This is a genomic window from Pseudomonas sp. 67(2021) (assembly GCF_017491835.1).
Classification (GTDB): Bacteria; Pseudomonadota; Gammaproteobacteria; order Pseudomonadales; family Pseudomonadaceae; genus Aquipseudomonas; species Aquipseudomonas atacamensis.
Window position 1 is genome coordinate 1 of record NZ_JAFGYL010000021.1, and the last position, 22,710, is coordinate 22,710.

Annotated in this window: 25 protein-coding genes; 8 read left to right on the forward strand and 17 right to left on the reverse strand. The window is 61.6% G+C overall.

What is annotated here, in order from left to right:
• Positions 1-173: 173 nt before the first annotated feature.
• The 6 genes from J5M66_RS21915 to J5M66_RS21940 all read right to left on the reverse strand — a co-directional run bounded on the left by J5M66_RS21915 (position 174) and on the right by J5M66_RS21940 (position 4,176).
• A complete protein-coding gene (locus tag J5M66_RS21915; RefSeq protein WP_016771911.1) occupies positions 174-746 on the reverse strand; it encodes a HupE/UreJ family protein in 573 nt (190 codons plus the stop codon).
• Positions 747-773: 27 nt separating this feature from the next.
• Positions 774-1,388, reverse strand: a complete 615-nt coding sequence (gene ureG, locus J5M66_RS21920; protein WP_016771910.1) for an urease accessory protein UreG — start codon at positions 1,386-1,388, stop codon at positions 774-776.
• Positions 1,389-1,411: 23 nt separating this feature from the next.
• Positions 1,412-2,086 (reverse strand): urease accessory protein UreF, encoded by a 675-nt coding sequence (locus tag J5M66_RS21925; RefSeq protein WP_207809770.1) that lies wholly within the window; start codon positions 2,084-2,086, stop codon positions 1,412-1,414.
• Entirely contained in the window at positions 2,083-2,583 is a 501-nt protein-coding gene (gene ureE, locus J5M66_RS21930; RefSeq protein WP_024011390.1) for an urease accessory protein UreE, read from the reverse strand. The genes J5M66_RS21925 and ureE overlap by 4 nt, the downstream gene beginning before the upstream one ends.
• A 299-nt stretch (positions 2,584-2,882) precedes the next feature.
• Entirely contained in the window at positions 2,883-3,515 is a 633-nt protein-coding gene (locus J5M66_RS21935) for a TetR family transcriptional regulator (RefSeq protein WP_016771906.1), read from the reverse strand.
• Between the two features lie 154 nt (positions 3,516-3,669).
• Positions 3,670-4,176, reverse strand: a complete 507-nt coding sequence (locus J5M66_RS21940) for a hypothetical protein (RefSeq protein ID WP_123443926.1) — start codon at positions 4,174-4,176, stop codon at positions 3,670-3,672.
• 384 nt (positions 4,177-4,560) lie between these two features.
• Between J5M66_RS21940 and J5M66_RS21945 the strand changes: the two genes are divergently transcribed.
• Positions 4,561-6,636 carry an AsmA family protein gene (locus J5M66_RS21945; RefSeq protein ID WP_207809772.1) on the forward strand — a complete coding sequence of 692 codons (2,076 nt, stop codon included), beginning with the start codon at positions 4,561-4,563 and terminating at the stop codon, positions 6,634-6,636.
• 101 nt (positions 6,637-6,737) lie between these two features.
• Here the strand turns inward: J5M66_RS21945 and J5M66_RS21950 are convergent, their stop codons facing one another.
• Positions 6,738-7,268 carry a ferritin-like domain-containing protein gene (locus J5M66_RS21950; protein ID WP_016771904.1) on the reverse strand — a complete coding sequence of 177 codons (531 nt, stop codon included), beginning with the start codon at positions 7,266-7,268 and terminating at the stop codon, positions 6,738-6,740.
• Between the two features lie 254 nt (positions 7,269-7,522).
• Here J5M66_RS21950 and J5M66_RS21955 point away from each other — a divergent pair, with 254 nt between their 5' ends.
• Positions 7,523-8,401 carry a triacylglycerol lipase gene (locus J5M66_RS21955; protein ID WP_206421129.1) on the forward strand — a complete coding sequence of 293 codons (879 nt, stop codon included), beginning with the start codon at positions 7,523-7,525 and terminating at the stop codon, positions 8,399-8,401.
• 96 nt (positions 8,402-8,497) lie between these two features.
• Here the strand turns inward: J5M66_RS21955 and J5M66_RS21960 are convergent, their stop codons facing one another.
• A complete protein-coding gene (locus tag J5M66_RS21960) occupies positions 8,498-9,385 on the reverse strand; it encodes a DMT family transporter (RefSeq protein ID WP_016771902.1) in 888 nt (295 codons plus the stop codon).
• A gap of 97 nt (positions 9,386-9,482) precedes the next feature.
• On the opposite strand from J5M66_RS21960, the gene J5M66_RS21965 reads away from it, so the two are divergent.
• The 3 genes from J5M66_RS21965 to J5M66_RS21975 all read left to right on the forward strand — a co-directional run bounded on the left by J5M66_RS21965 (position 9,483) and on the right by J5M66_RS21975 (position 11,864).
• A complete protein-coding gene (locus J5M66_RS21965; RefSeq protein WP_207809774.1) occupies positions 9,483-10,277 on the forward strand; it encodes a helix-turn-helix transcriptional regulator in 795 nt (264 codons plus the stop codon).
• A 63-nt stretch (positions 10,278-10,340) separates the two neighbouring features.
• Entirely contained in the window at positions 10,341-10,646 is a 306-nt protein-coding gene (locus tag J5M66_RS21970; RefSeq protein ID WP_122881171.1) for a PsiF family protein, read from the forward strand.
• A gap of 204 nt (positions 10,647-10,850) precedes the next feature.
• On the forward strand, positions 10,851-11,864 hold the full coding sequence (locus J5M66_RS21975; RefSeq protein ID WP_016771899.1) for a membrane protein: 1,014 nt from the start codon (positions 10,851-10,853) through the stop codon (positions 11,862-11,864).
• Between the two features lie 123 nt (positions 11,865-11,987).
• On the opposite strand, the gene J5M66_RS21980 is transcribed toward J5M66_RS21975, so the two are convergent.
• Entirely contained in the window at positions 11,988-13,256 is a 1,269-nt protein-coding gene (locus tag J5M66_RS21980; protein WP_024011396.1) for an Hsp70 family protein, read from the reverse strand.
• Between the two features lie 290 nt (positions 13,257-13,546).
• On the opposite strand from J5M66_RS21980, the gene J5M66_RS21985 reads away from it, so the two are divergent.
• From J5M66_RS21985 to J5M66_RS21995, 3 genes are all read left to right on the forward strand, one after another.
• Positions 13,547-14,491 carry a DnaJ C-terminal domain-containing protein gene (locus J5M66_RS21985; protein ID WP_110603615.1) on the forward strand — a complete coding sequence of 315 codons (945 nt, stop codon included), beginning with the start codon at positions 13,547-13,549 and terminating at the stop codon, positions 14,489-14,491.
• Between the two features lie 23 nt (positions 14,492-14,514).
• A complete protein-coding gene (locus tag J5M66_RS21990; RefSeq protein ID WP_016771896.1) occupies positions 14,515-14,820 on the forward strand; it encodes a chaperone modulator CbpM in 306 nt (101 codons plus the stop codon).
• 203 nt (positions 14,821-15,023) lie between these two features.
• On the forward strand, positions 15,024-16,424 hold the full coding sequence (locus J5M66_RS21995; protein ID WP_243433025.1) for a hypothetical protein: 1,401 nt from the start codon (positions 15,024-15,026) through the stop codon (positions 16,422-16,424).
• A gap of 60 nt (positions 16,425-16,484) precedes the next feature.
• On the opposite strand, the gene ureC is transcribed toward J5M66_RS21995, so the two are convergent.
• The 8 genes from ureC to urtD all read right to left on the reverse strand — a co-directional run bounded on the left by ureC (position 16,485) and on the right by urtD (position 22,710).
• Entirely contained in the window at positions 16,485-18,185 is a 1,701-nt protein-coding gene (gene ureC / locus J5M66_RS22000) for an urease subunit alpha (RefSeq protein ID WP_207809776.1), read from the reverse strand.
• Positions 18,186-18,324: 139 nt separating this feature from the next.
• Positions 18,325-18,630: an urease subunit beta gene (locus tag J5M66_RS22005; protein ID WP_024011400.1), complete on the reverse strand. Its 306-nt coding sequence runs from the start codon at positions 18,628-18,630 to the stop codon at positions 18,325-18,327.
• Positions 18,627-19,163 carry a GNAT family N-acetyltransferase gene (locus J5M66_RS22010; protein ID WP_024011401.1) on the reverse strand — a complete coding sequence of 179 codons (537 nt, stop codon included), beginning with the start codon at positions 19,161-19,163 and terminating at the stop codon, positions 18,627-18,629. Before J5M66_RS22010 ends, J5M66_RS22005 begins: the two co-directional genes overlap by 4 nt.
• Before the next feature lie 5 nt (positions 19,164-19,168).
• Positions 19,169-19,702, reverse strand: coding sequence for a GNAT family N-acetyltransferase (locus tag J5M66_RS22015; protein WP_207809778.1), 534 nt, complete (start codon positions 19,700-19,702; stop codon positions 19,169-19,171).
• 9 nt (positions 19,703-19,711) lie between these two features.
• Positions 19,712-20,014, reverse strand: a complete 303-nt coding sequence (gene ureA / locus J5M66_RS22020; RefSeq protein WP_003221215.1) for an urease subunit gamma — start codon at positions 20,012-20,014, stop codon at positions 19,712-19,714.
• Between the two features lie 156 nt (positions 20,015-20,170).
• Positions 20,171-21,010 carry an urease accessory protein UreD gene (locus J5M66_RS22025; protein ID WP_207809780.1) on the reverse strand — a complete coding sequence of 280 codons (840 nt, stop codon included), beginning with the start codon at positions 21,008-21,010 and terminating at the stop codon, positions 20,171-20,173.
• Between the two features lie 44 nt (positions 21,011-21,054).
• On the reverse strand, positions 21,055-21,753 hold the full coding sequence (gene urtE, locus J5M66_RS22030; RefSeq protein WP_056787636.1) for an urea ABC transporter ATP-binding subunit UrtE: 699 nt from the start codon (positions 21,751-21,753) through the stop codon (positions 21,055-21,057).
• 114 nt (positions 21,754-21,867) lie between these two features.
• Positions 21,868-22,710 carry an urea ABC transporter ATP-binding protein UrtD gene (gene urtD, locus J5M66_RS22035; RefSeq protein WP_185015455.1) on the reverse strand — a complete coding sequence of 281 codons (843 nt, stop codon included), beginning with the start codon at positions 22,708-22,710 and terminating at the stop codon, positions 21,868-21,870.

The following is a 22,710-nucleotide window of genomic DNA, read 5'->3' on the forward strand; positions in this document are numbered from 1 at the left end:
CGTCACGGGCTGGGGCGATTGCGCGACATGGTAGCAGAGAGCACCGCTTGAGAGAGGCGGTGTCTGCCAGGCCGTCTTCGCGAGCAGGCTCACTCCCACAGTGGATTTGCAGCGTACACAAAACCTGTGGGAGCGAGCCTGCTCGCGAAGAGGCCAGTGCAGGCGCTAAAAAATCAGCCTGCCAACAACCACACCCCGGTCGCCGCCGAAGCCGCACCCGCCAACCGCACCAGCGGCGCCGCTGCCTGCGGAAGAACTCGCACCACGCCATAACCGAGCGCATGCAAAACCGCCGTCGCCGCGACAAACCCGGCCGCATACGCCCACGGGCTGCTCATGTCCGGCAGCTCCAGCCCATGCGCCACGCCATGGAACAGCGCAAACAGTGCCGTCGCGGCCACCGCCATCACCAGCGGCGGACGCACCGCCAGTGCCACGGCCAGGCCTAGCGCCAATACCGAAGCGGCAATCCCGCTTTCCAGCGCCGGCAACTCGAGCCCCTCAAAACCGAGCAAACCTCCGAGCAACATGGTGCCGACAAAAGTGCACGGCAGCGCCCAGCGCGCCGCGCCTTGTTGCTGCGCCGCCCACAAACCGACGGCGAGCATTGCCAGCAAGTGGTCGAGCCCGCCGATCGGGTGGCTGATGCCCGCGACGAGGCCGCTGTCGCCATGGCCCGGGTGAGCGAAGGCCAGCGCCGGTGTCAGCAGCAACGCCAGAGCGCCAAGAATGCGTTTGAGTGTCATGGATAAGCTTCCTTGTGAATAAATGGATCAGGCGGCGGTCAGCAGGCCCTGACGTTCGATGAAGGCGATGATTTCTTCGAGGCCCTGACCGGTTTTCTGGTTGCTGAACACGAACGGCTTGCCGTTGCGCATGCGTTTGGTGTCGCTGTCCATCATTTCCAGCGAGGCGCCCACCAGTGGCGCGAGGTCGATCTTGTTGATCACCAGCAGGTCGGACTTGCAGATCCCCGGGCCGCCCTTGCGCGGCAGCTTGTCGCCGGCGGAGACGTCGATCACGTAGATGGTCAGATCCGACAGCTCCGGGCTGAAGGTCGCCGAGAGGTTGTCGCCGCCGGACTCCACCAGAATCAGATCCAGCCCCGGAAAGCGCCGGTTCAGTTGATCGACCGCTTCGAGGTTGATCGAGGCGTCTTCGCGGATCGCCGTGTGCGGGCAGCCGCCGGTTTCCACGCCGATGATCCGCTCCGGCGCGAGGGCTTCGTTGCGCACGAGGAAATCGGCGTCTTCGCGGGTGTAGATGTCGTTGGTGACCACGGCGAGGTTGTAACGCTCGCGCAGGGCCAGGCACAGGGCCAAAGTCAGCGCGGTCTTGCCGGAACCGACCGGGCCGCCGATGCCGACGCGCAGGGGTTGTGTATCCATTTCATTCTCCAAAATAAACAGCCCTAAGAGCGGAAGAGACGGCTGTACTGGCGCTCGTGGGCCATGCACGCCAAGGACAGGCCAAAGGCGGCGCTGCCGATGTGTTCGGGATTTATGCGGGTTGCATCGTGCTGCGCCTGTTGCAGCAGCGGCAGCAGTTCGCTGGTCAGGCGCTGGGCGGCTTGCTGGCCCAACGGCAGGGTCTTCATCAACACGGCGAGCTGGTTTTCCAGCCAGCTCCACAGCCACGCGGCAAGGGCATCCTGCGGATTGATGCCCCAGGCGCGTGCTGCCAGCGCCCAGCACAAGGCCAGGTGCGGTTCTGTGGTCTGGTCAAGAAAGTCGCGGGCAGGCTCGTCGAGTTCCGGCAAGCCGTTCAACAACTGCTGCAAGGAGTAACCCATCTGCCGGCTCTCCAGATGCAACTCGCGGGTTTCGCGACTGGCGCGGTGGCTCTCGCAGAGTTGTCGTAATTCGGCCCAGTTTTCATTTGCTGCGGCTTGGCAATGCGCCAACAGCAGCGGCGCTTCGAAGCGGGCGAGATTGAGCAGCAGTTGATCGCTGATCCAGCGCCGGGCGGCGTCAGGGTTGTGGACCCGGCCGTTATCCACCGCCATTTCCAGACCCTGGGAATAGCTGTAGCCGCCAATCGGCAGTTGCGGACTGGCCAGACGCAGCAGCGCCCAGGCCGGATTCACAGGCGCACGCCGAACTGGTGAAGTTTTGGCGCGTAGTTGAAGTCTTCATCACCGTGGCGGGAGTGATGATGGCCGCCGCCGTAGGCGCCGTGTTCCGGCTGGAACGGCGCTTCGATGGCCTCGACCTGTGCGCCGAGCTGTTCGAGCATCGCTTTGAGCACGTAATCGTCGAGCAGGCGCAGCCAGCCGTCGCCGACTTGCAGGGCGACGTGGCGGTTGCCGAGGTGATAGGCCGCGCGCGTCAGTTCGAACGCATTGGCGCAAGTGACGTGGAGCAGTTGTTCGGGACGGGCGCAGACGCGCACGACACGGCCGTCTTCGGCCTGCAGACATTCGCCGTCATACAGCGGTGGCTGGCCGCGCTCCAAAAACAACCCGACGTCTTCGCCTTCGGCACTGAAACAGCGCAAACGGCTTTTGCTGCGCGCTTCGAAGGTCAGGTGCAGCTCGGCGGCCCAGGCGGGTTGAGGGTCGATTCTGCGATGAATCACCAGCATCGGAAAGCTTCCAGCAATGAACGTTGATTGGGCTAGAGCAAGCGCCGCGCCAATCGGGCGATCTGTAGGAAATAGCTGTCGGCGCGTGCCTGATCTTTCAACAGGCGCGGCGATTCTGGAAGGTTTTGGTGCATGAACAATTTGTCATGCACCAAAGCGAGGCGATGGCGGATGTTCAATGTGGGAGCGAGCCTGCTCGCGAATGCGCCGTGTCAGACAGATGTATTCAGCTGACCCAGCGCTTTCGCGAGCAGGCTCGCTCCCACAGGGGCTTTGCGCTGTGTCAGATAAAGAAGGGATTACTCGGTACTGCCCAGCCCTTGCCAGTGCTTGAGGCCGATGAAGATGAAGCGCAGTTGCTGGGTGATCTTCGCCTGTGGGGTCAGATGCTCCGGCAAGGCTTCGGCGGGCGGGTCGATGATGTCGGGGAGGGTGGCGAACACCGATTTGACGATCAGGTCAGCCATCACGCTGAGGCCTGCCAGATCCAGATGTTGCAGCTTGGGCATCAGCGCCAGGTCCGCCGCGAGGTCGGCGCTGATGTTCTCCCGCAGGCGTCCGATTGCCTGACGTACCGGCAGCGAGCCGCCGTATTGTTCGCGGGCGAGAAACAGGAATTGCGAGCGGTTGGCGTTGACCACATCAAGGAAGATGCGCACCGAAGCGTCGATGATGCCGCCCATGACGAATTCATTGTGCCGCACCAGGCGGATGGTCTCGCGGAAGGTCTGGCCGACTTCACTGACCAGCACCAGCCCCAACTCGTCCATATCGGCGAAGTGCCGGTAGAAACCGGTGGGCACGATGCCGGCGGTCTTGCTCACTTCGCGCAGGCTCAGGCTGCCGAATCCTCGGCCGCTTTCCATCAGGTGGCGGGCAGCGTCCATCAGGGCGTTGCGGGTCTGTTGTTTCTGTTCGGCGCGGGGCAGCATCGCAGGGTGTGTTCTTCGGCAGGACAAGCGCCGCACTCTAGCAAATCGGCTTTGTCGGCGTCGAACGGGGAGTCGTTCAGCGAGGGTTTTACAGAAGCTGAAAAGTCAAAAGCCCAATCCGCTGATTGGGCTTTTTTGCCGGGCCGTCATGGGCTCAGCTCAATTTGCTGTTGCGTTCGATCACACGGTCACCACCGCCTTCAGCGAGGGCTTGACCCAGTGGGGTTTTATCGAAGCCGTCATCAGCCAGGGTCTGGCCCTGTGGAGTGCGCTCGGAACCGTCAGATGCCAGGGTCTGGCCTTGTGGGGTGCGCTCGGTACCGTCGGAAGCGAGGATCTGACCTTGTGGGGTGCGATCAGAGCCGTCCTGAACCAGGCCTTTTTCTTCGAGGCGGTTGCGACCGTTTTCAGCCAGGGCCTGGCCTTGAGGGGTGCGATCCGAGCCGTCTTGAACCAGGCCTTTTTCTTCGAGGCGGTTGCGGCCGTTTTCAGCCAGGGTCTGACCTTGTGGAGTGCGCTCGGAACCGTCGGAAGCTACGGTCTGGCTAAACACCGAGTGGCTGTCTTTGACTTGCGGAGTGGCCTGATCGGCAGCGGGCAGGGCGAAAGCAGTGCTGGCTAGCATCGACAGGGTAAGGCTGAGCAGTAATTGGCGTTTCATGATAGTGGCTCCTTGGGAGGGCGATAAAGTGGGTACGAGGGCAATGCTACTCTCGATAAGTCGATATAAAAGTTCATAAACGCAATGGTAATAATCAACAGAATTGATTGTTCGGCGCGAAGGCTCTAGATCGCGCCTTTGCGGGCGACGGTTTTGCACCGTCGTGGGTATTTTCGACTCACTCGTGCCTCGCAAAAGTGCGGGTGGCGGTAACACTGCTCGACCGATCGGTCAGTTTTGCCGGGCTTTTTATGGCTTAAACTGCCTTTCAATTAAACCTGCGGGCCTTTCGCCAGTCACAGACTGCATAGGGGCCGCTTCGGTCTGCCGTTTCAGCTGTGCGTCGGGATGTTCGGCGTGCGGTCGTGATCAGGAGCTTTGTGCATGACGCGCACTGGAAAAATCTTCAGCTGGACCTTCGCCATCCTCGCGCTGCTGCTGGCAGCCTTGATTCTGATCATCGTGTTTTTCGACTGGAACCGGATCAAACCCACGATCAACGCCAAAGTTTCGGAAGAACTGCACCGGGCGTTTGCCATCAATGGCAACCTCGCAGTGATCTGGCAGCGCGAGCCGGAAGAAGGCGGCTGGCGCTCTTGGGTGCCTTGGCCGCACGTGGTCGCCGAGGATCTGAGCCTGGGCAACCCGGACTGGTCGAAGCAGCCGCAGATGGTCACCCTGAAACGCGTCGAGCTGCGCATTTCGCCGCTGGCCCTGCTGGCTCAACGCGTGGTGATTCCGCGCATCGACCTGACCGAGCCGAATGCCGAGCTGCAACGTCTGGCCGATGGCCGCGCCAACTGGACGTTCAAATTCGATCCCAAGGACCCGAACGCCGAGCCTTCGAGCTGGGTGGTCGATATCGGCGCGATCGGTTTCGACAAGGGCCACGTGACCCTCGACGACCAGACCCTGAAGACCAACCTCGATGTGCTGATCGACCCGCTCGGCAAGCCGATTCCCTTCAGCGAGATTGTTGGCGACAAAGCGGCGAAAACCGCTCAGGACAAGGGCGGCGCACCGCAGGACTATGCCTTTGCACTCAAGGTCAAAGGCCAATACCACGCGCAGAACCTCACCGGGCAGGGCAAGATCGGCGGGTTGCTGGCCTTGCAGGACGCGAGCAAGCCGTTCCCGTTGCAGGCCCAGGCGAAGATCGGCGATACCCGTATCGAACTGGCCGGCACCCTGACTGACCCGCTGAATCTCGGCGCCCTCGACCTGCGCTTGAAACTCGCTGGCGACAGTCTCGGCAATCTCTACCCACTGACCGGCGTGACGCTGCCGGACACCCCACCGTATTCCACCGACGGCCACCTGATCGCCAAGCTGCATGACGAGGCCGGGGCAAAATTCACTTATGAGAAATTCAACGGCAAGATCGGCGACAGCGACATCCACGGCGACCTGACCTACGTGGCCAGCCAGCCACGGCCGAAACTCACGGGTGCGTTGCTCTCCAATCAACTGCTGTTCGCCGACCTTGCACCGTTGATCGGTGCCGATTCCAACACCGAGCAAAAGGCCCGTGGCGGCGCGAGCAAGCAGCCGGCAGACAAAGTCCTGCCGGTCGAAGAGTTTAAGACTGATCGCTGGCGCGCCATGGACGCGGATGTCGAGTTCACCGGCAAGCGCATCGTTCACAGCGAGAAGCTGCCGTTCAACGACCTCTATACCCATCTGAAACTCAACGACGGCGAACTCAGCCTGGAACCGCTGCGCTTTGGCGTCGCCGGCGGCACCCTGGATGCGCTGATCCGCCTCAATGGCCGCACCGAGCCGTTGGAAGGCCGGGCGCGGTTGACCGCACGCAAATTCAAACTCAAAGAGCTGTTCCCCACTTTCGAGCCGATGAAAACCAGTTTCGGTGAGCTCAATGGCGATGCCGACATCAGTGGCCGGGGCAACTCCGTGGCCAAGCTCCTCGGTGGCGCCAACGGCAATCTGAAGATGCTGACCAACGACGGTGCGATCAGCCGCGAGCTGATGGAACTGGCCGGGCTCAACGTCGGCAACTACGTGGTCGGCAAGATCTTTGGCGACAAGGAAGTGAAGATCAATTGCGCGGCCGCGGACTTCGACATCAAGACCGGCCTGGCCACGACACGGCTGTTTGTCTTCGATACCGAGAACGCAATCATCTACATCGATGGCACGGCGAACATGGCCACCGAGCAACTCGATCTGACCGTGACCCCTGAGTCGAAAGGCTGGCGACTGATCTCCCTGCGCTCGCCGCTGTATGTGCGCGGCAAATTCATCAAACCGGATGCCGGCGTCAAAGCCGTACCGTTGATGCTGCGCGGGGCGGGGATGGTTGCGCTGGGCGTGATAGCCGCACCGGCGGCGGGATTGCTGGCGCTGGTGGCGCCGAGCGGTGGCGAACCGAATCAATGTGCGCCGTTGCTGGAACAGATGAAGCAGGGCAAGGCGCCGGTGACCGTTAAACCCAGCAAGTAAGCAGGGCAGATCAAAAGATCGCAGCCTTCGGCAGCTCCTACATTTGGAATGCGTTCCCCCTGTAGGAGCTGCCGAAGGCTGCGATCTTTTGCTGTTAAGGATTACAGATCGTTAAGGATATCCGCCATGTCGTCGGCGTGTTCTTCTTCCTGGGCGAGGATGTCTTCGAAGATGCGGCGGGTGGTCGGGTCCTTGTCACCGATGTACTGGATGATTTCGCGGTAGCTGTCGATGGCGATGCGCTCGGCCACCAGATCTTCGTAAACCATTTCCTTGAGCGTGTTGCCGGCCACGTATTGCGCGTGGGACATCTTGCTCAGCAGGTCAGGGTTGAACTCAGGCTCACCGCCCAGTTGCACGATGCGCTCGGCGAGGCGATCGGCGTGCTCGGCTTCCTGGTTGGCGTGCTCGAGAAATTCGTCGGCGGCGACGTTGGCTTTCAGGCCGTTGGCCATGAAGTAGTGGCGCTTGTAGCGCAAGGTGCACACCAGCTCGGTGGCCAGCGACTCATTGAGCAAACGCAGTATTTCCTCACGGTTGGCGTTGTAGCCCTCGGTGACCGCGCCGTTTTCCACGTGTTGCCGCGCGCGTTCGCGCAGGGTTTGAACATCAGACAAATGCACGTCACTCATTTCATTCTCCTGGAGGCTAATCCGATAGGCGCCACGTTCTGAAGACGCGGTCGCTACTCAGGGTGTGAGTCTTGAGCGAAGCGAAAAGTTTTATGCGATTTACGCCGGACTCGGTTCAGGAACTGCTGAGGACTGCGATGTCGGCAGGGTCAGAGCTGGAATAGGCTTATCGTTGAGTTGTCATCGTCGAGGTGGATGCTTGGCGAGCGTCTTGCACGTCTGGCCTCCACCCACCGCGCACAAGGATGTACCCCATGTCGACACGTTATCCACTGGTGCTGGTGCCGGGCATGCTCGGCTTTGTCCGGCTGGTGCTTTATCCGTATTGGTTCGGCATCATCAAGGCCTTGCGCCGTGGTGGTGCGACGGTGGTCGCGGTGCAGGTCTCGCCACTCAACTCCACGGAAGTGCGCGGCGAGCAATTGCTGGCGCGGATCGAGGAAATTCTGCGCGAGAGCGGGGCGCCGAAGGTCAATCTGTTCGGTCACAGCCAAGGCGCGTTGACCGCACGGTATGCGGCGGCGAAGCGCCCGGATCTGGTCGCCTCGGTAACATCGGTGGCCGGGCCTAATCATGGTTCGGAGTTGGCCGATTATCTGGAAAAGCACTATCCCGCCAACAGCGCCAAGGGGCGCTTGCTCGAAGCGTTGCTGCGCCTGATCGGCTGGGTCATGGCATTGCTCGACACGGGTTATCACGGGCCGAAACTGCCGGTGGATATCCACGCTTCTCACCAATCGCTGACGACGGCGGGCGTTGCATTATTCAATCAGCGTTATCCACAGGGGCTGCCGGAAACGTGGGGCGGGCCGGGGCCGGAAGAGGCCAATGGTGTGCGCTATTACTCCTGGTCAGGGACGCTGCAACCGGGCAAGACCGATCGTGGCGGCAATCTTTTTGACGGCACCAACCGCAGTTGTCGCTTGTTCGCCAGGACCTTCGTTCGCGAGCCGGGGCAGTGCGACGGCATGGTCGGCCGTTACAGCTCGCATCTGGGCACGGTGATCGGTGATGACTATCCGCTGGATCATTTCGACATCGTCAATCAGTCGCTGGGGCTGGTGGGCAAGGGCGCAGATCCGGTAAGGCTGTTTGTCGAGCATGCGGCGCGGCTGGAGGCTGCAGGGTTATAGCCAAACAGACCGCGTCATCGTTCTTCGCGAGCAGGCTCGCTCCCACAGGTGTCTGCATTTCAACGTGGGAGCGAGCCTGCTCGCGAAGGGGCCTTATCAGGCAACGCCGACCCGCCGGCCCAGCACCGTGGTCCAGCGCTCCGACAAAACCACCCCAGCCAAGGTCAGCAACCCACCCACCAGGTGATACATCGCCAACTGTTCCTTCAACACCACCGCCGCAATCAGCGCGGTAATCAATGGCAGCAGATTGAAGAACAACGTCGTCCGGCTCGGCCCCAGTCGCTGCACCGCCTGCATCCACGCCAGCGGCGCGACCATCGAGGCCAGCAGGCATGCATACAGCACCAGCGGCACGTTCTGCAGGTTCAGCCCGGTCTTTGGCGAAGCAGCGAACAATGGAAACAACACCACAATCGCCACCAGCACCTGCAAGTACAGCAGCACCAGTGGCGGCAGGCGCAGTTGCCACTTTTTCAGCAGCGTGCTGTAAACGGCGTAGGCCAGCGTGGCGATCAGCATCATCGCATCGCCCAGATTGACCCCGTGTTGCAGCAGCGCTCCGAGGCTGCCGGATGACACCACCACCAGCACGCCAGCGAACGACAGCACCGCACCGACCAGCGCACCAGCCGTCAGGCGCTGGCCGAGGCTGATGATCGCCATGGCCAGCGACATCAATGGCATCAACGACAGGATGATGCCCATATTGGTTGCGGTGGTCAGTGTTGCGGCGAAATAGGCGAGGCTCTGATACACCGCCATGCCGAGTACGCCGAGGATGAAAATCCGCCCCAGGTTCGGCCGAATCTGCGGCCAGTGGGCGATGACTTTCTTCAGCATGAATGGCGTGAACAGCACGCCGGCGAGCAGCCAGCGATAGAAACCGATCTCGGCGGGAAAGATCGCGCCGACCGCCAGTTTGTTGATCACGGTGTTGCCGGCCCAGATGAAAATCGCCAGCAGGGGAAACGCGTATTGCATGGGACAAAAACCAGAACGTTGATGAAGCGCGATTATCGCCTGTCTGGATGCAGGCCTATACTGCGAACCGGACAACCTGCCTCTGCATCCGGACAGCATGAACAGCAAACACATCGATCTGCTCGATTTCAGCGAATTGCCGTCAGCGGTGTATTTCCGCTACGCCGATTTCAATGCCCACGAATATGCCGCGCCGCATCGCCATCCTTGGGGCACGCTGGAATACGCGGCCCATGGCGTGTTGCACATGGATGTCGACGGCAGCCGCTTCATGTCGCCGCCGCAGTACGCGGTGTGGGTGCCGCCCGAGGTCGAGCACAGTTTCTATAGTCATCAGCCGGTCAACTATCGCGCGGTGTGTCTTGATCCAAGTGTTTGCACACGGTTGCCGGCGCGCGCCTGCACCTTGGCGATCAGTGACATTCTCAAGGCGATTCTCAAGGACTTCGCCGCCCGCGATGTGAAGATTCCGGAGCATGAGGCCGATCAGCGTCTGGCCCAGGTATTGGTCGATCAACTGCAACAGGCACCGGTGCAGGAATGTTACCTGCCATATGCGAGCAGCCCGGGCTTACTGACGATTCTCGACGCCTTGCAGGCTGCGCCGGGCGACAACCAACCGTTGGCGTATTGGGCCGCGCAAGTGCATGTCAGCGAGCGCACTCTGGCGCGGCAGTTTGTCCGCGAGCTGGGCATGAGCTTTGGCGAGTGGCGTCAGCGCTTGCGTTATCTGGCGGCGATCGAGGCGCTGGAAACCTCGCGTTCGGTGCAGGAAATCGCTTTCGACCTCGGCTACAGCAGCGGCTCGGCGTTCATCGCCATGTTCGCCCGCCAGGCCGGTTGCACGCCGGAGCAGTATCGGCGCAGCCACCTCGAGGGCAGGAAGGTGTAACAAGCTTTGACTACACTGCGACAGAGGCCGCATCCATCGGTGCGGCAACAAGGAGAAAACTCCATGAAGATGTTGCGTGTGCCGTTGTTGATGATCGGGCTGCTTGTGTGTTCCCAGGGTTTCGCCGCCACGGCGCAACAGAACAAGATGACCACCTGCAATGCCGATGCGACCGCCAAAAGCCTGAAGGGCGACGAGCGCAAGGCGTTCATGAGCACCTGCCTGAAAGCGGCACCCGCAGCCAACGATGGCAAGGAGCTGACCCCGCAGCAGCAGAAGATGACCACCTGCAATGCCGATGCGAAAACCAAGGCGCTGGCCGGCGATGCGCGCAAGGCGTTCATGAGTGAGTGTCTGAAGAAAAAGTGAAACGGTAAATAATGTGGTGAGCTTGCCGGCCTCTTCGCGAGCAGGCTCGCTCCCACATTTGAAACGCGCACTCCTGTGGGAGCGAGCCTGCTCGCGAAAGCGTCGGTGAATGCACCGCCATTCCCACGGCCCGCATATCCCTAGTGCTAACCCCGGATCGCTGGCAGACTGCCCATCCTTTCACGCCGTTCGTTTTGAGGCTGTATGCCAACGTTTTCTCAGCGTCATGTTGTGTTCTGGGTCAGTTGCATCATCATTTTTGGCGGTTTGCTGCTGGTGCTGCCGCTGCGCCTGCTGCCGAGCCTGCTGGCCGGGTTGCTGGTGTTCGAGCTGGTGAACATGCTCACCCCGCAACTGCAACGGCTGATCGAAGGGCGGCGTGCGCGCTGGTTGGCGGTGGCGCTGCTCGGCACGCTGGTAGTAAGTGCGCTGGCGCTGATCTTCGCCGGCGCCATCAGTTTCCTCCTGCATGAAGCGGAAAACCCCGGCGCCTCGCTCGATAAATTCATGGGCGTGGTCGATCGCGCGCGCGGACAGTTGCCACCGTTCATCGACGCTTACCTGCCGGCCAGCGCGGCGGAATTTCGCGTGGCGATCGGCGAGTGGGCGAGCAAGCATCTGGCCGACCTGCAACTTGTCGGCAAGGACGCTGCGCACATGTTCGTCACCCTGCTGATCGGCATGGTGCTCGGCGCGATCATCGCCTTGCAGCGCATCCCCGACGTGACCAAGCGCAAGCCGCTGGCCGCCGCTTTGTTCGACCGTTTGCATCTGCTGGTGCAGGCGTTTCGCAATATCGTCTTCGCGCAGATCAAGATTTCCCTGCTCAACACCGTGTTCACCGGGATCTTCCTCGCGGTGATCCTGCCGATGTTCGGCATCAAGCTGCCGCTGACCAAAACCCTGATCGTGCTGACCTTCCTGCTCGGCCTGCTGCCGGTGATCGGCAACCTGATGTCGAACACGCTGATCACCATCGTCGGCCTGTCGCTGTCGATCTGGGTGGCGATCGCCGCGCTGGGCTACCTGATCGTTATCCACAAGCTCGAATACTTCCTCAACGCGCGCATTGTCGGCGGGCAGATCAGTGCCAAGTCGTGGGAGTTGCTTTTGGCGATGCTGGTGTTCGAAGCCGCGTTCGGCCTGCCGGGGGTGGTGGCGGGGCCGATTTATTACGCATATCTGAAGAGTGAGTTGAAGCTCGGAGGAATGGTCTAGAAAAGCAGCTTCGAGTTGCAAGCTTCAAGCTGCAAGTTAAAGCAGAAGCGAGAGCCGCAGTGGCTTTTGCTCTAGCTTGCAGCTTGCAGCTTGCAGCTTGCAGCTTAAAACTTGCAGCTGCCCCTAAACGCCATAGCGTTTGCGGGCTTCAATCGCCAAACCGCTACCAATGCTGCCAAAGATGTTGCCTTCGACATGCCGGGCGTTCGGCAGCATTGCCGAGACGCTGTTGCGCAGGGCCGGGATGCCGCTGGAGCCCCCAGTGAAGAACACCGTGTCGACCTGATCGACCGCCACGCCGGCATCATTGAGCAATTGCGTAACGCTGCCGCGCACCCGTTCCAGCAAGGCCTCGATCGCCGATTCGAACAACGCGCGGCTCAGCTCGACGCTCAGCCCGGCTTCGATGCGGTCCAGCGGCACATGGCGGCTGTCGGCGTGGGTCAGCTGGATCTTGGTTTCTTCCACTTCCATCGCCAGCCAGTGCCCGGCGCGCTGTTCGATCAGCTTGAACAGGCGATCGATACCGCCGGTGTCTTCGATGTCGTAGCGCATGCTGCCCAGCGCCAGCGTGGATTTCTGCGAGTAAACCGAGTTGATCGTGTGCCAGGTCGCCAGGTTCATGTGGTGACTGGTCGGCATGTACGCGCCGCTCTTCATGCGGCTGCCGTAGCCGAACAGCGGCATCAGGCCTTGCAGACTCAGCTGTTTGTCGAAGTCGGTACCACCGATGTGCACACCGCCGGTGGCGAGGATGTCATCGTGACGGTTGTCGAGACCGCGACGCTCGGGCGACAGGCGCACCAGCGAGAAGTCGGAGGTACCACCGCCGATGTCGACGATCAGCACCAGCTCTTCTTTCTCGATGGTCGACTCGTAGTCGAATGCCGCCGCGATCGGCTCGTACTGGAACGACACGTCCTTGAAACCGATTTTGCGCGCCACTTCGACCAGCGTGTCTTCGGCTTCCTGGTCAGCCAGCGGATCGTCGTCGACGAAGAACACCGGACGACCCAGCACCACTTGCTCGAATTCCCGACCGGCGGCGGTTTCGGCGCGGCTCTTGAGCTGGCCGATGAACAGCCCGAGCAGGTCCTTGAACGGCATCGCCGTGCCGAGGACGCTGGTGTCGTGCTTGATCAGCTTCGAGCCGAGCAGGCTTTTCAACGAGCGCATCAGCCGGCCTTCGTAACCTTCCAGATACTCGTGCAGGGCCAGGCGACCGTAGACCGGGCGACGTTCCTCGATGTTGAAGAAGACCACCGACGGCAGGGTGATCTTGTCGTCTTCCAGCGCGATCATGGTGTCCATGCCGGGGCGCAGCCAGCCGACGGTGGAGTTGGACGTGCCGAAGTCGATGCCGCAGGCACGGGCTGGAGAGGCGTCTTTCATGTCTTTCGGATTCCGGTGAAAAAACGGCCGCGCAGTGTATGCCAGTGCGCGGCAGATTCGAAGGCCGGTCATCCGCTATTTCGCCGGCAGACAGCTTGAAAAGCACCGCTTCGCCCCAAACTTGCTGGCATGGGCCGGCAGACACACCGGCGGTCGCAAGAACCGTCGTCCACTGCCGATAAACTTCTGCGGCGCCACCCGGTCACAAACTTGAGATCGGTCAACCCGGCACGTGCCAATCGGCGCATGCTGGTCTCGGCGCGAAATCGATAACGGATGGTGATCCTTCCATGGACTTCAAAGACTATTACAAGATACTCGGCGTGGAGCCGACAGCCGACGACAAGGCCATCAAGGCGGCCTATCGCAAGCTGGCGCGCAAATACCACCCCGATGTCAGCAAGGAAAAAGACGCCGAGGCCAAGTTCAAGGACGCCTCGGAAGCCTATGAAGCGCTGAAAAGTGCCGACAAACGCGCCGAATACGACGAACTGCGCCGTTATGGCCAGCACGGTCAGCCGTTCCAGGGCCCGCCGGGCTGGCAGAGCCGTGGCGGCTTCGGCGGTGGCGGTGGCGACACGGGCGACTTCTCGGACTTCTTCAGTTCGATCTTCGGCAATCGCGGCCCCGGTTTCGGTGGCGCCGAGAGCCGCCAATCACGCGGACGCCGAGGGCAAGACGTGGAAATGGAACTGCCGGTCTTCCTCGAAGAAACCCTGTCGAACGAATCGAAGAAAGTCACCTTTCAGGTGCCGCAATACAACGCGCACGGCCAGCACGTCAGCAACACCAGCAAGAGCCTGAACGTGAAGATTCCGGCCGGCGTTACCGACGGCGAGCGGATTCGCCTGAAGGGCCAGGGCGCACCGGGCATCGGTGGCGGGGCGAATGGCGATCTGTACCTGACCATCCGTTTTGCGCCGCACCCGAAATTCGATGTCGAAGGCGAAAACCTGATCATCACCTTGCCCCTGGCTCCGTGGGAATTGGCATTGGGCACTGAAGTGGCCGTGCCGACCCTGACCGGCAAGATCAACCTCAAGGTCCCGGCCGGCAGCCAGAACGGCCAGCGCATGCGCGCCAAGGGCCATGGCCTGCTGAACAAGGCCGGCGAACGCGGTTATCTGTTCGTGCAGCTCAAGGCCGTGATGCCAAAAGCCTCCGACGAGGAGGTCAAGGCGCTGTGGCAGGAACTGGCGAAGAAAGCCGCCTTCAATCCGCGAGAGAACTTCTGAACCCGACGACGGAGTAGCCCATCATGAGCAGCCCCCTGATCGTTCAACTGGACCTGGCAGAATTCTGTGAGGCGGCCGATTTGTCGGACGTCTACGTGATCGAAATCGTCGAGCACGGCATCCTCGAACCTCAGGGCGCGCAGCCCCGGGAATGGCGTTTCACCGATTACGAATTGGCCTTGGCCAAGCGCGCGGCGAAGCTGCGCCGTGATCTGGAACTGGAGTGGGAAGGCGTGGCGCTGGCGCTGGATCTGCTGGACGAGGTGAAGCAGTTGCGCGCCGAGAACCGCATGTTGCGTCAACGGTTGGGGCGGCTGGTGGTCGAATAAGTTGTTTGAGGCGATGAGGTCTGTTTCGGCCTCATCGCGAGTCGGCCCGCTTGTGCCGGGTTAGTGTTTGCGAGTGTTTCACCCGGTATGAACCGGCTGGATGGTCTGATAGTTCTCCGGGCACATGTTGGCAATGGATGCCGACGGTCGTAGCGCCAGCCAGGCCGGCCAGCGCTGCGCAATCTTTGCAAGGAAGCCTGTCAATGCCAGTCAGACCCAAGCCGCCCAAGCCGGGCGCAGTCGATATCACCACCCCTGGGCGCACAACCCGGGATTCCGCCACGCACGGTATCGAGTCGCCGCACCTGACCCCCGGTCCGTTCATTCGCAAGACCCCGCCCGATACCAGCGAACCCGGCAGTAGCACGCAGCAAATGGAAATTGCAGCCATGCCGCACAGCGTGCAAGTCCATCCGACGCCGTCTACCTCGGGTTCCGTCCCAACGGTCGCAGCCTCCGCGCTGGAGCGTTACCTGATCGCCTCGACAGCCCCTCTACCGCAAGCGGACGTTGACGGGTTTCGCCTATTCAAGGGGCGCCAATACGTGGACTTGCAGGGCGGCGGTACGGTGCTGATCGGCGTCGATGCCGAGACCGGTCTGCATCGGGCCCGGCTGTCCAGCGAGCTGCAGCCGTCCGGTCCAGTGCTTGCCTATGATCCGTTGCACAAGCACTGGTACTCGCTGGAGGATTTCAGCGCATCGCCGGACGCCGCCGTTGTACCGGGTAAAAGCCGCAGGGCGGCGCGGCAGAGTGATGAAGACTATGAGTCAGCCCTTGAAGAGCTGCCCGACGATGTCGATGCGGCAGATGAACATTTCTATCTGGCGTCCGAGTCGATGCCCTTCAAACCTTTCACTGCTGACGAGTTGAGTGCAATGCGCAGCGAAACGCGCTTTTCGTTTCTCAGCAATCGGCCCGGGGTCTACGACCGAGCCAATAACGGCAAATATCCATTCCGGGACATCGCCGGCACGCCTATCCGCATTAAGAAGCTCCAGACCCTCGTGCGTTTCGAAGACGGCGGCCGATACACCTCCGAGCAGATCAAACCGTACATCAAGTTTGGCGCCTACGAGCATGTCGCGCGGCTGTATGAAGAAAAGCTGCAATGGCGATTGTTCACCGAGGCCGACATGCGTGCGCCCGGTGAGCGGGCCCTGGTCGGCCAGTCCATGGTGGTTGCCAACCGGCGCATCAGCCGAGGCGAGGTGGTCGGCGTCTATGCTGGCGCCATCATGCCAGGACGTCTTGTGCCGCTCCCCCAGCAGTCATACACCATGAAGGTCGGCGTGCGTTACCAGCCAGGACCTGGATATCTGATCCCCGTCCAGCTGGCGATGGTCGGTGACACGATCATCTCCAGGATCAATACGCATTTCTGGTACAACGCAACGGGCAAGCCGGTTCGCCAGGCTACGGATGGTTATAACGTCGAATTCGTGCCATTCGATGTTGAAGCGCAACAGTTGATAGGCAAGGAACTGGTCACCCGCGACTTCATTCTCAACGCCATCTTCGCTACCGAAGATATTCCGGCAGGAACCGAGTTACGCATCAATTACAACTACAGCGACGCGGACATCGCGAAGTTGTTCCCGTGACTGCCTGAGCGGTCGCGACTGAATACGGACCTGCGCGTCCGTATTCAGCGCACGCCTTCATCAAAACAGAAAATAGCGCTGCGCCATCGGCAGCGTTTCCGCCGGTTCGCACCACAGCAACACGCCATCGGCCTTGACCTGATAGGTCTGCGGATCGACGTCGATGTTCGGCAGATAGTCATTGTGGATCAGGTCGGTTTTCTGCACGTCGCGGCAGCCCTTCACCACAGCGATCTGCTTCTTCAATCCCAAGGCTTCTGGCAATCCGGCTTCCTGCGCCGCCTGGCTGATAAAGGTCAGGCTGGTGGCGTGCAGCGAGCCACCGTAGCTGGCGAACATCGGGCGGTAATGTACCGGTTGCGGCGTGGGAATCGAGGCGTTGGCGTCGCCCATCAGGCTTGCGGCAATCGCGCCGCCCTTGAGAATCAGCGTCGGTTTCACACCAAAGAACGCTGGACGCCACAGCACCAGATCGGCCCACTTGCCGACTTCGATCGAGCCGACTTCATGGCTGATGCCGTGGGTAATCGCCGGGTTGATCGTGTACTTGGCGATGTAACGCTTGGCGCGGAAGTTGTCGTTGCCCTCACCGTCCTGGGGCAGTGGGCCGCGCTGTTTTTTCATCTTGTCGGCGGTCTGCCAGGTGCGCGTGATGACTTCACCGACGCGGCCCATGGCCTGACTGTCGGAGCTGATCATCGAGAACGCGCCGAGGTCGTGGAGGATGTCTTCGGCGGCAATGGTTTCGCGGCGGATACGGCTTTCGGCGAAGGCGACGTCTTCGGCGATGCTCGGGTCGAGGTGGTGGCAGACCATCAGCATGTCGAGGTGTTCGTCGATGGTGTTGCGGGTGAACGGCCGGGTCGGATTGGTCGAGCTCGGCAGCACGTTGGGGAAACCGCAGGCCTTGATGATGTCCGGCGCGTGTCCGCCACCGGCACCTTCGGTGTGATAGGTGTGGATGGTGCGGCCCTTGAATGCGCCGAGGGTGGTTTCGACGAAGCCGGATTCGTTGAGGGTGTCGGTGTGGATCGCTACCTGCACGTCGTACTGGTCGGCGACGTTGAGGCAGTTGTCGATGCTCGCCGGGGTGGTGCCCCAGTCTTCGTGCAGCTTGAGGCCGATGGCGCCGGCCTTGACCTGTTCGATCAACGGCTCCGGCAGGCTGGCGTTGCCTTTGCCGGTGAGGCCGATGTTCATCGGGAAGGCATCGGCGGCCTGGAGCATACGCGCCAGATGCCACGGGCCGGAGGTGCAGGTGGTGGCGTTGGTGCCGGTAGCGGGACCGGTGCCGCCGCCGATCATGGTGGTGACGCCGCTCATCAACGCTTCTTCGATCTGCTGCGGGCAAATGAAGTGGATATGCGTGTCGATGCCGCCAGCGGTGAGGATCATGCCTTCGCCGGCAATCACTTCGGTGCCGGCGCCGATGGCGATGGTCACGTTGGGCTGCACATCGGGGTTGCCGGCCTTGCCGATCGCGGCGATGCGCCCGTCCTTGAGGCCGACGTCGGCCTTGACGATGCCCCAGTGGTCGATGATCAGCGCGTTGGTGATCAGCGTGTCGACCACTTCGGCGGCGAGCAACTGACTCTGGCCCTGGCCGTCGCGGATCACTTTGCCGCCACCGAACTTCACTTCCTCGCCGTAGGTGGTGAAGTCCTTTTCGACTTCGATCCACAGCTCGGTATCGGCCAGGCGCACCTTGTCGCCGATGGTGGGGCCGAACATGTCGGCGTAGGCTTGTCTGGAGATTTTCATGGGCATGCCTTGAGATTCAATTGGGTCTGAAATCGCTCGCATTACTCGCTTTCGCGAGCAGGCTCGCTCCCACATTTGATCGCGTTCTCATGTGGGAGCGAGCCTGCTCGCGAAGGGGCCAGAGCGGGCACCGTGTTGTTTAGAGATCACCCATGATGCGGCCGGCAAAGCCGAACACCCGGCGATGCCCGGCGTAATCGACCAGCTCGACTTCACGGCTTTGCCCCGGCTCGAAGCGCACGGCGGTGCCGGCGGGGATGTTCAGGCGCATGCCGCGACTGGCGGCACGGTCGAAGGTCAGCGCGTCGTTGGTTTCGAAAAAGTGAAAGTGCGAACCGACCTGGATCGGCCGGTCACCACTGTTGGCGACTTTCAGGCTCACGGTGCGGCGGCCGACGTTGAGTTCGATGTCGCCGGGCTGGATCTGGTATTGGCCAGGAATCATCGCTGGGCTCCTTGCAGGACTTTGTAATAGAGAGCGGTCGGGCGATAGGTGCCGTTGGGATCGCAGGCGTAATCGGGGATTTCGCCGGCGCGCACGTAGCCCAGCGCCTTGTAGAAATCTTCTGCCGGCGAGCCGGCCTCGGTGTCGAGATAGAGCATGCCGCGCTTGTGCTTGGGCGCTTCGAGTTCCAGCGCCTGCATCAGTTGCTGGCCGAGGCCACGGCGCCGCGCGTGTTCGCGCACCAGCAGTTTCTGCACTTCGGCGCGGTTCAGACCATTGGCCTTCTGGCACAGGCCCAGTTGCACGCTGGCCAGCACCTGCTCGTCCTTCACCACCACCCAGAGCAGCGTGCTGCCCTTGTTGATGTTGTCCTGCACCTCATCGAAATACGCGCGCGCCTGCGCGGCATCGAGGTCGGCCATGAAGCCGACGCTGGCGCCGTAACCGACGGCGTCGAGCAGCAGATCGACCAGGCCCTGGCGATAGTGGGCAAAGCTCTCAGCGTTGACGCGGCGCAACTGGGCGGCGTTCATCGACATCACTCCTTGTGGGCACCCGGCGGCTGTGCGCCGGGATTGAGGGTCAACTGCATGAAGGTCAGATCGAGCCAGCGGCCGAACTTGGTGCCCACTTGCGGCATCTGCCCGGTGATTCTGAAACCGGCACGCTCGTGCAAGCGGATCGAGGCAGCGTTGCCGCTTTCGATAGCGGCGACCATGACGTGTTTGCCGCAAGTGCGGGCGCGTTCGATCAGCGCGGTCATCAGTTGCGGGCCGAGGCCGTTGCCGCGTTGATCGCTGCGCACGTACACCGAGTGCTCGACGGTGTGACGGAAGCCGTCGAACGGCCGCCAGTCGCCGAACGAGGCATAACCCAGCACTGCGTTTTCACGGTCGACGATCACCAGAATCGGGTACGCCTGCAACTGCCGCGCGTCGAACCATGCCTGGCGATTGCCGAGGTCGACCGCTTGTTCGTTCCAGATCGCCGTGGTGTTGAGCACGGCGTCGTTGTAGATGTCGCGGATCGCCGGCAGGTCGGCCCGGCTCGCATCGCGAATGCTGTAAGTCATGGCGCGGCCTCAGACGATCGGCTGGTGAACGGTGACCAGTTTGGTGCCGTCGGGGAACGTCGCCTCGACCTGGATCTCCGGGATCATTTCCGGGATGCCTTCCATCACTTGTTCGCGGCTGAGCAGGGTGGTGCCGTAATGCATCAGCTCGGCCACGGTCTGGCCGTCGCGGGCGCCTTCGAGCAGCGCGGCGGAGATGTAGGCCATGGCTTCCGGGTAGTTGAGTTTCACGCCACGGGCCAGCCGCCGCTCGGCGACGAGGCCGGCGGTGAAGATCAGCAGCTTGTCTTTTTCGCGTGGGGTCAGGTCCATGGTTCGGGTTCCATCAGGGCAGATTGAAAAATTATCTGATTGCGCACATCCCCTGTGGGAGCGAGCCTGCTCGCGAATACGGTTTCATATTCAGCGTATGGGGTGGCTGACATGACGCTTTCGCGAGCAGGCTCGCTCCCACAGTTGGAATGCATTTCAGGTGTTCCAGATTCGGGGGGGCATGGCCTCGCGGCCCAGGAGCGCAGGCCTTAGCAGTCGCCATAAATCAATCAGCCAGGCGCGGGCGAGCAACGCTTCACCGGCCAGGCACCGCGCCACCAGCAACCCTGGCAGCTGGGTCAAATCCCCGCGTACCTCATGCCCCAGCGAGCGGCAGCGCTCCAGCAACTCGGCCTCAATCTCACCGGTCACCAGCATCGTTGCGAACACCGGATTGCCATCCAGGCCGATCGGCGAGTCGAGTAAACCGTCCGCACCGACAATGCGCTGCCGTTCGTGCCAGAGCAACTGACCATCGCGGCGGATGTCCAGGTGCGCCTGAAAATGCCCGAGGTCAAAACGCTCGCCGCTGGCCGGACGACCGAGCGCCACCACGTCCCAGTAGAACAGCCGCGCATCGCCTTCGAGCTCGATCGTTGTGCTCAACTCGGCCTGCGCGGCGCTGTAGACGATGGTTTCCTGCGGCAGCCATTCCAGGGTCGCGCCGGCAGCGACTTGCAAGTCGAGCTGCTGATAAGCCGGCCCGCCCGCGCGATACCACTTGGCGGCGCCGGGGCTGGTGATCTGTGCCCAGGCGTTGTGCTCGACGCGCGCGCTGATATCGAGCCGATCACCACCGGCAATTCCGCCCGGTGGGTGGACGATGATGTGCTGGCAGACCTCGGGGCCTTCGGCGTACAGATGCTTTTGCACCCGCAGCGGGCCGAGGTGACGGCGCATGACCGGGCGCGTGCAATCGCCGAAACGCGCGTAGGCCAGTTCCAGCTCGGCGTGCCAGCTCGGGGTAAACAGGGCAGGTGCAACAATCGAATTCATGGTTTTGTGATTATCGTTAGGAAGCTACAGATTAGACCGGCGCGTTAGATCGTGACCAGCCCGCGTACACCCTCGGCCTCCATATTTTCACCGCGACCCTGCTGGACGATCTCGCCCCGCGACATCACCAGGTATTGATCGGCCAGTTCGGCGGCGAAATCGTAGAACTGCTCGACCAGCAGAATCGCCATGTCACCGCGCGCCGCGAGCTGCTTGATCACCGCGCCGATTTCCTTGATCACCGACGGTTGAATGCCTTCGGTGGGCTCATCAAGAATCAGCAGGCGCGGGCGGCTGGCCAATGCGCGGCCGATCGCCAGTTGCTGTTGCTGACCACCGGACAGATCGCCGCCACGGCGCTGCTTCATTTGTAGCAGCACCGGGAACAGTTCGTAGATGAAACCTGGAACTTCTTTGGCTTCTGAGCCTGGAAAGCGTGACAGGCCCATCAGCAGATTTTCTTCTACCGTCAGGCGCCCGAAGATCTCACGGCCCTGCGGCACGTAGGCGATACCGGCATGCACACGCTGATGCGGTTTGAACGTGGTGATCGGTTTGCCTTCCCAGTTCACCGCACCTTCCTTGGCCGGCAGCAGGCCCATCAGGCATTTGAGCAGGGTGGTCTTGCCCACGCCATTACGGCCGAGCAGGCAGGTCACTTCGCCGACCTTCACGTCAAAGCTCAGGCCGCGCAGGATGTGGCTACCGCCGTAGTATTGATGAAGTTGTTGGACCTGTAGCATCGGAACTCCGTTAGTTGGGCTTCAAGCTTCAAGCTTCAAGCCGAAAGCAAGGGCAGGGCGGTATGACAGGGCTTTTACTTGCAGCTTGCAGCTTGCAGCTTGCAGCTGGCCGATTCATCGTCCCAAATAAACCTCAATTACTCGCTCATCGGCCTGCACTTGCTCAAGCGAGCCCTCGGCCAGCACGCTGCCCTGATGCAGCACCGTGACGTGGTCGGCAATCGAGCCGACAAAGCCCATGTCGTGCTCGACCACCATCAGCGAATGCTTGCCCGCCAGCGATTTGAACAGCTCGGCGGTGAACTCGGTTTCGGCGTCGGTCATGCCCGCCACCGGTTCGTCGAGCAGGAGCAATTGCGGGTCCTGCATCAGCAACATGCCGATCTCGAGAAACTGCTTCTGGCCGTGGGACAACAACCCGGCCTGGCGATTGACCGAGGTGGTCAGGCGAATCGTCTCGAGCACTTCGCAGATGCGATCCTTCTGCTCGCCATTCAAGCGCGCACGCAAACTGGCCCACACCGACTTGTCGGTCTTCTGCGCCAGCTCCAGGTTTTCAAACACGCTCAAGGCTTCGAATACCGTCGGTTTCTGAAACTTGCGGCCGATGCCGGACTGGGCAATCTGCACTTCGCTCATCTGCGTCAGATCCAGGGTTTCGCCGAACCAGGCCTTGCCGTGGCTGGGCCGGGTCTTGCCGGTGATCACGTCCATCAGCGTGGTCTTGCCCGCGCCGTTGGGGCCGATGATGCAGCGCAGTTCGCCGACGCCGATGTACAGGTTGAGATTGTTCAAGGCACGGAAGCCATCGAAGCTGACGCTGATGTCTTCCAGGGTCAGGATGGTGCCGTGGCGCGTATCGAGGCCGGGGCCGACGCGCTGGCCGAGGCCGATCGAGTCGCGGCTGGTGCCTTCGTCCTTGTTCGGTTCCACGGGGAAAAACGCCGGCTCCAGCAT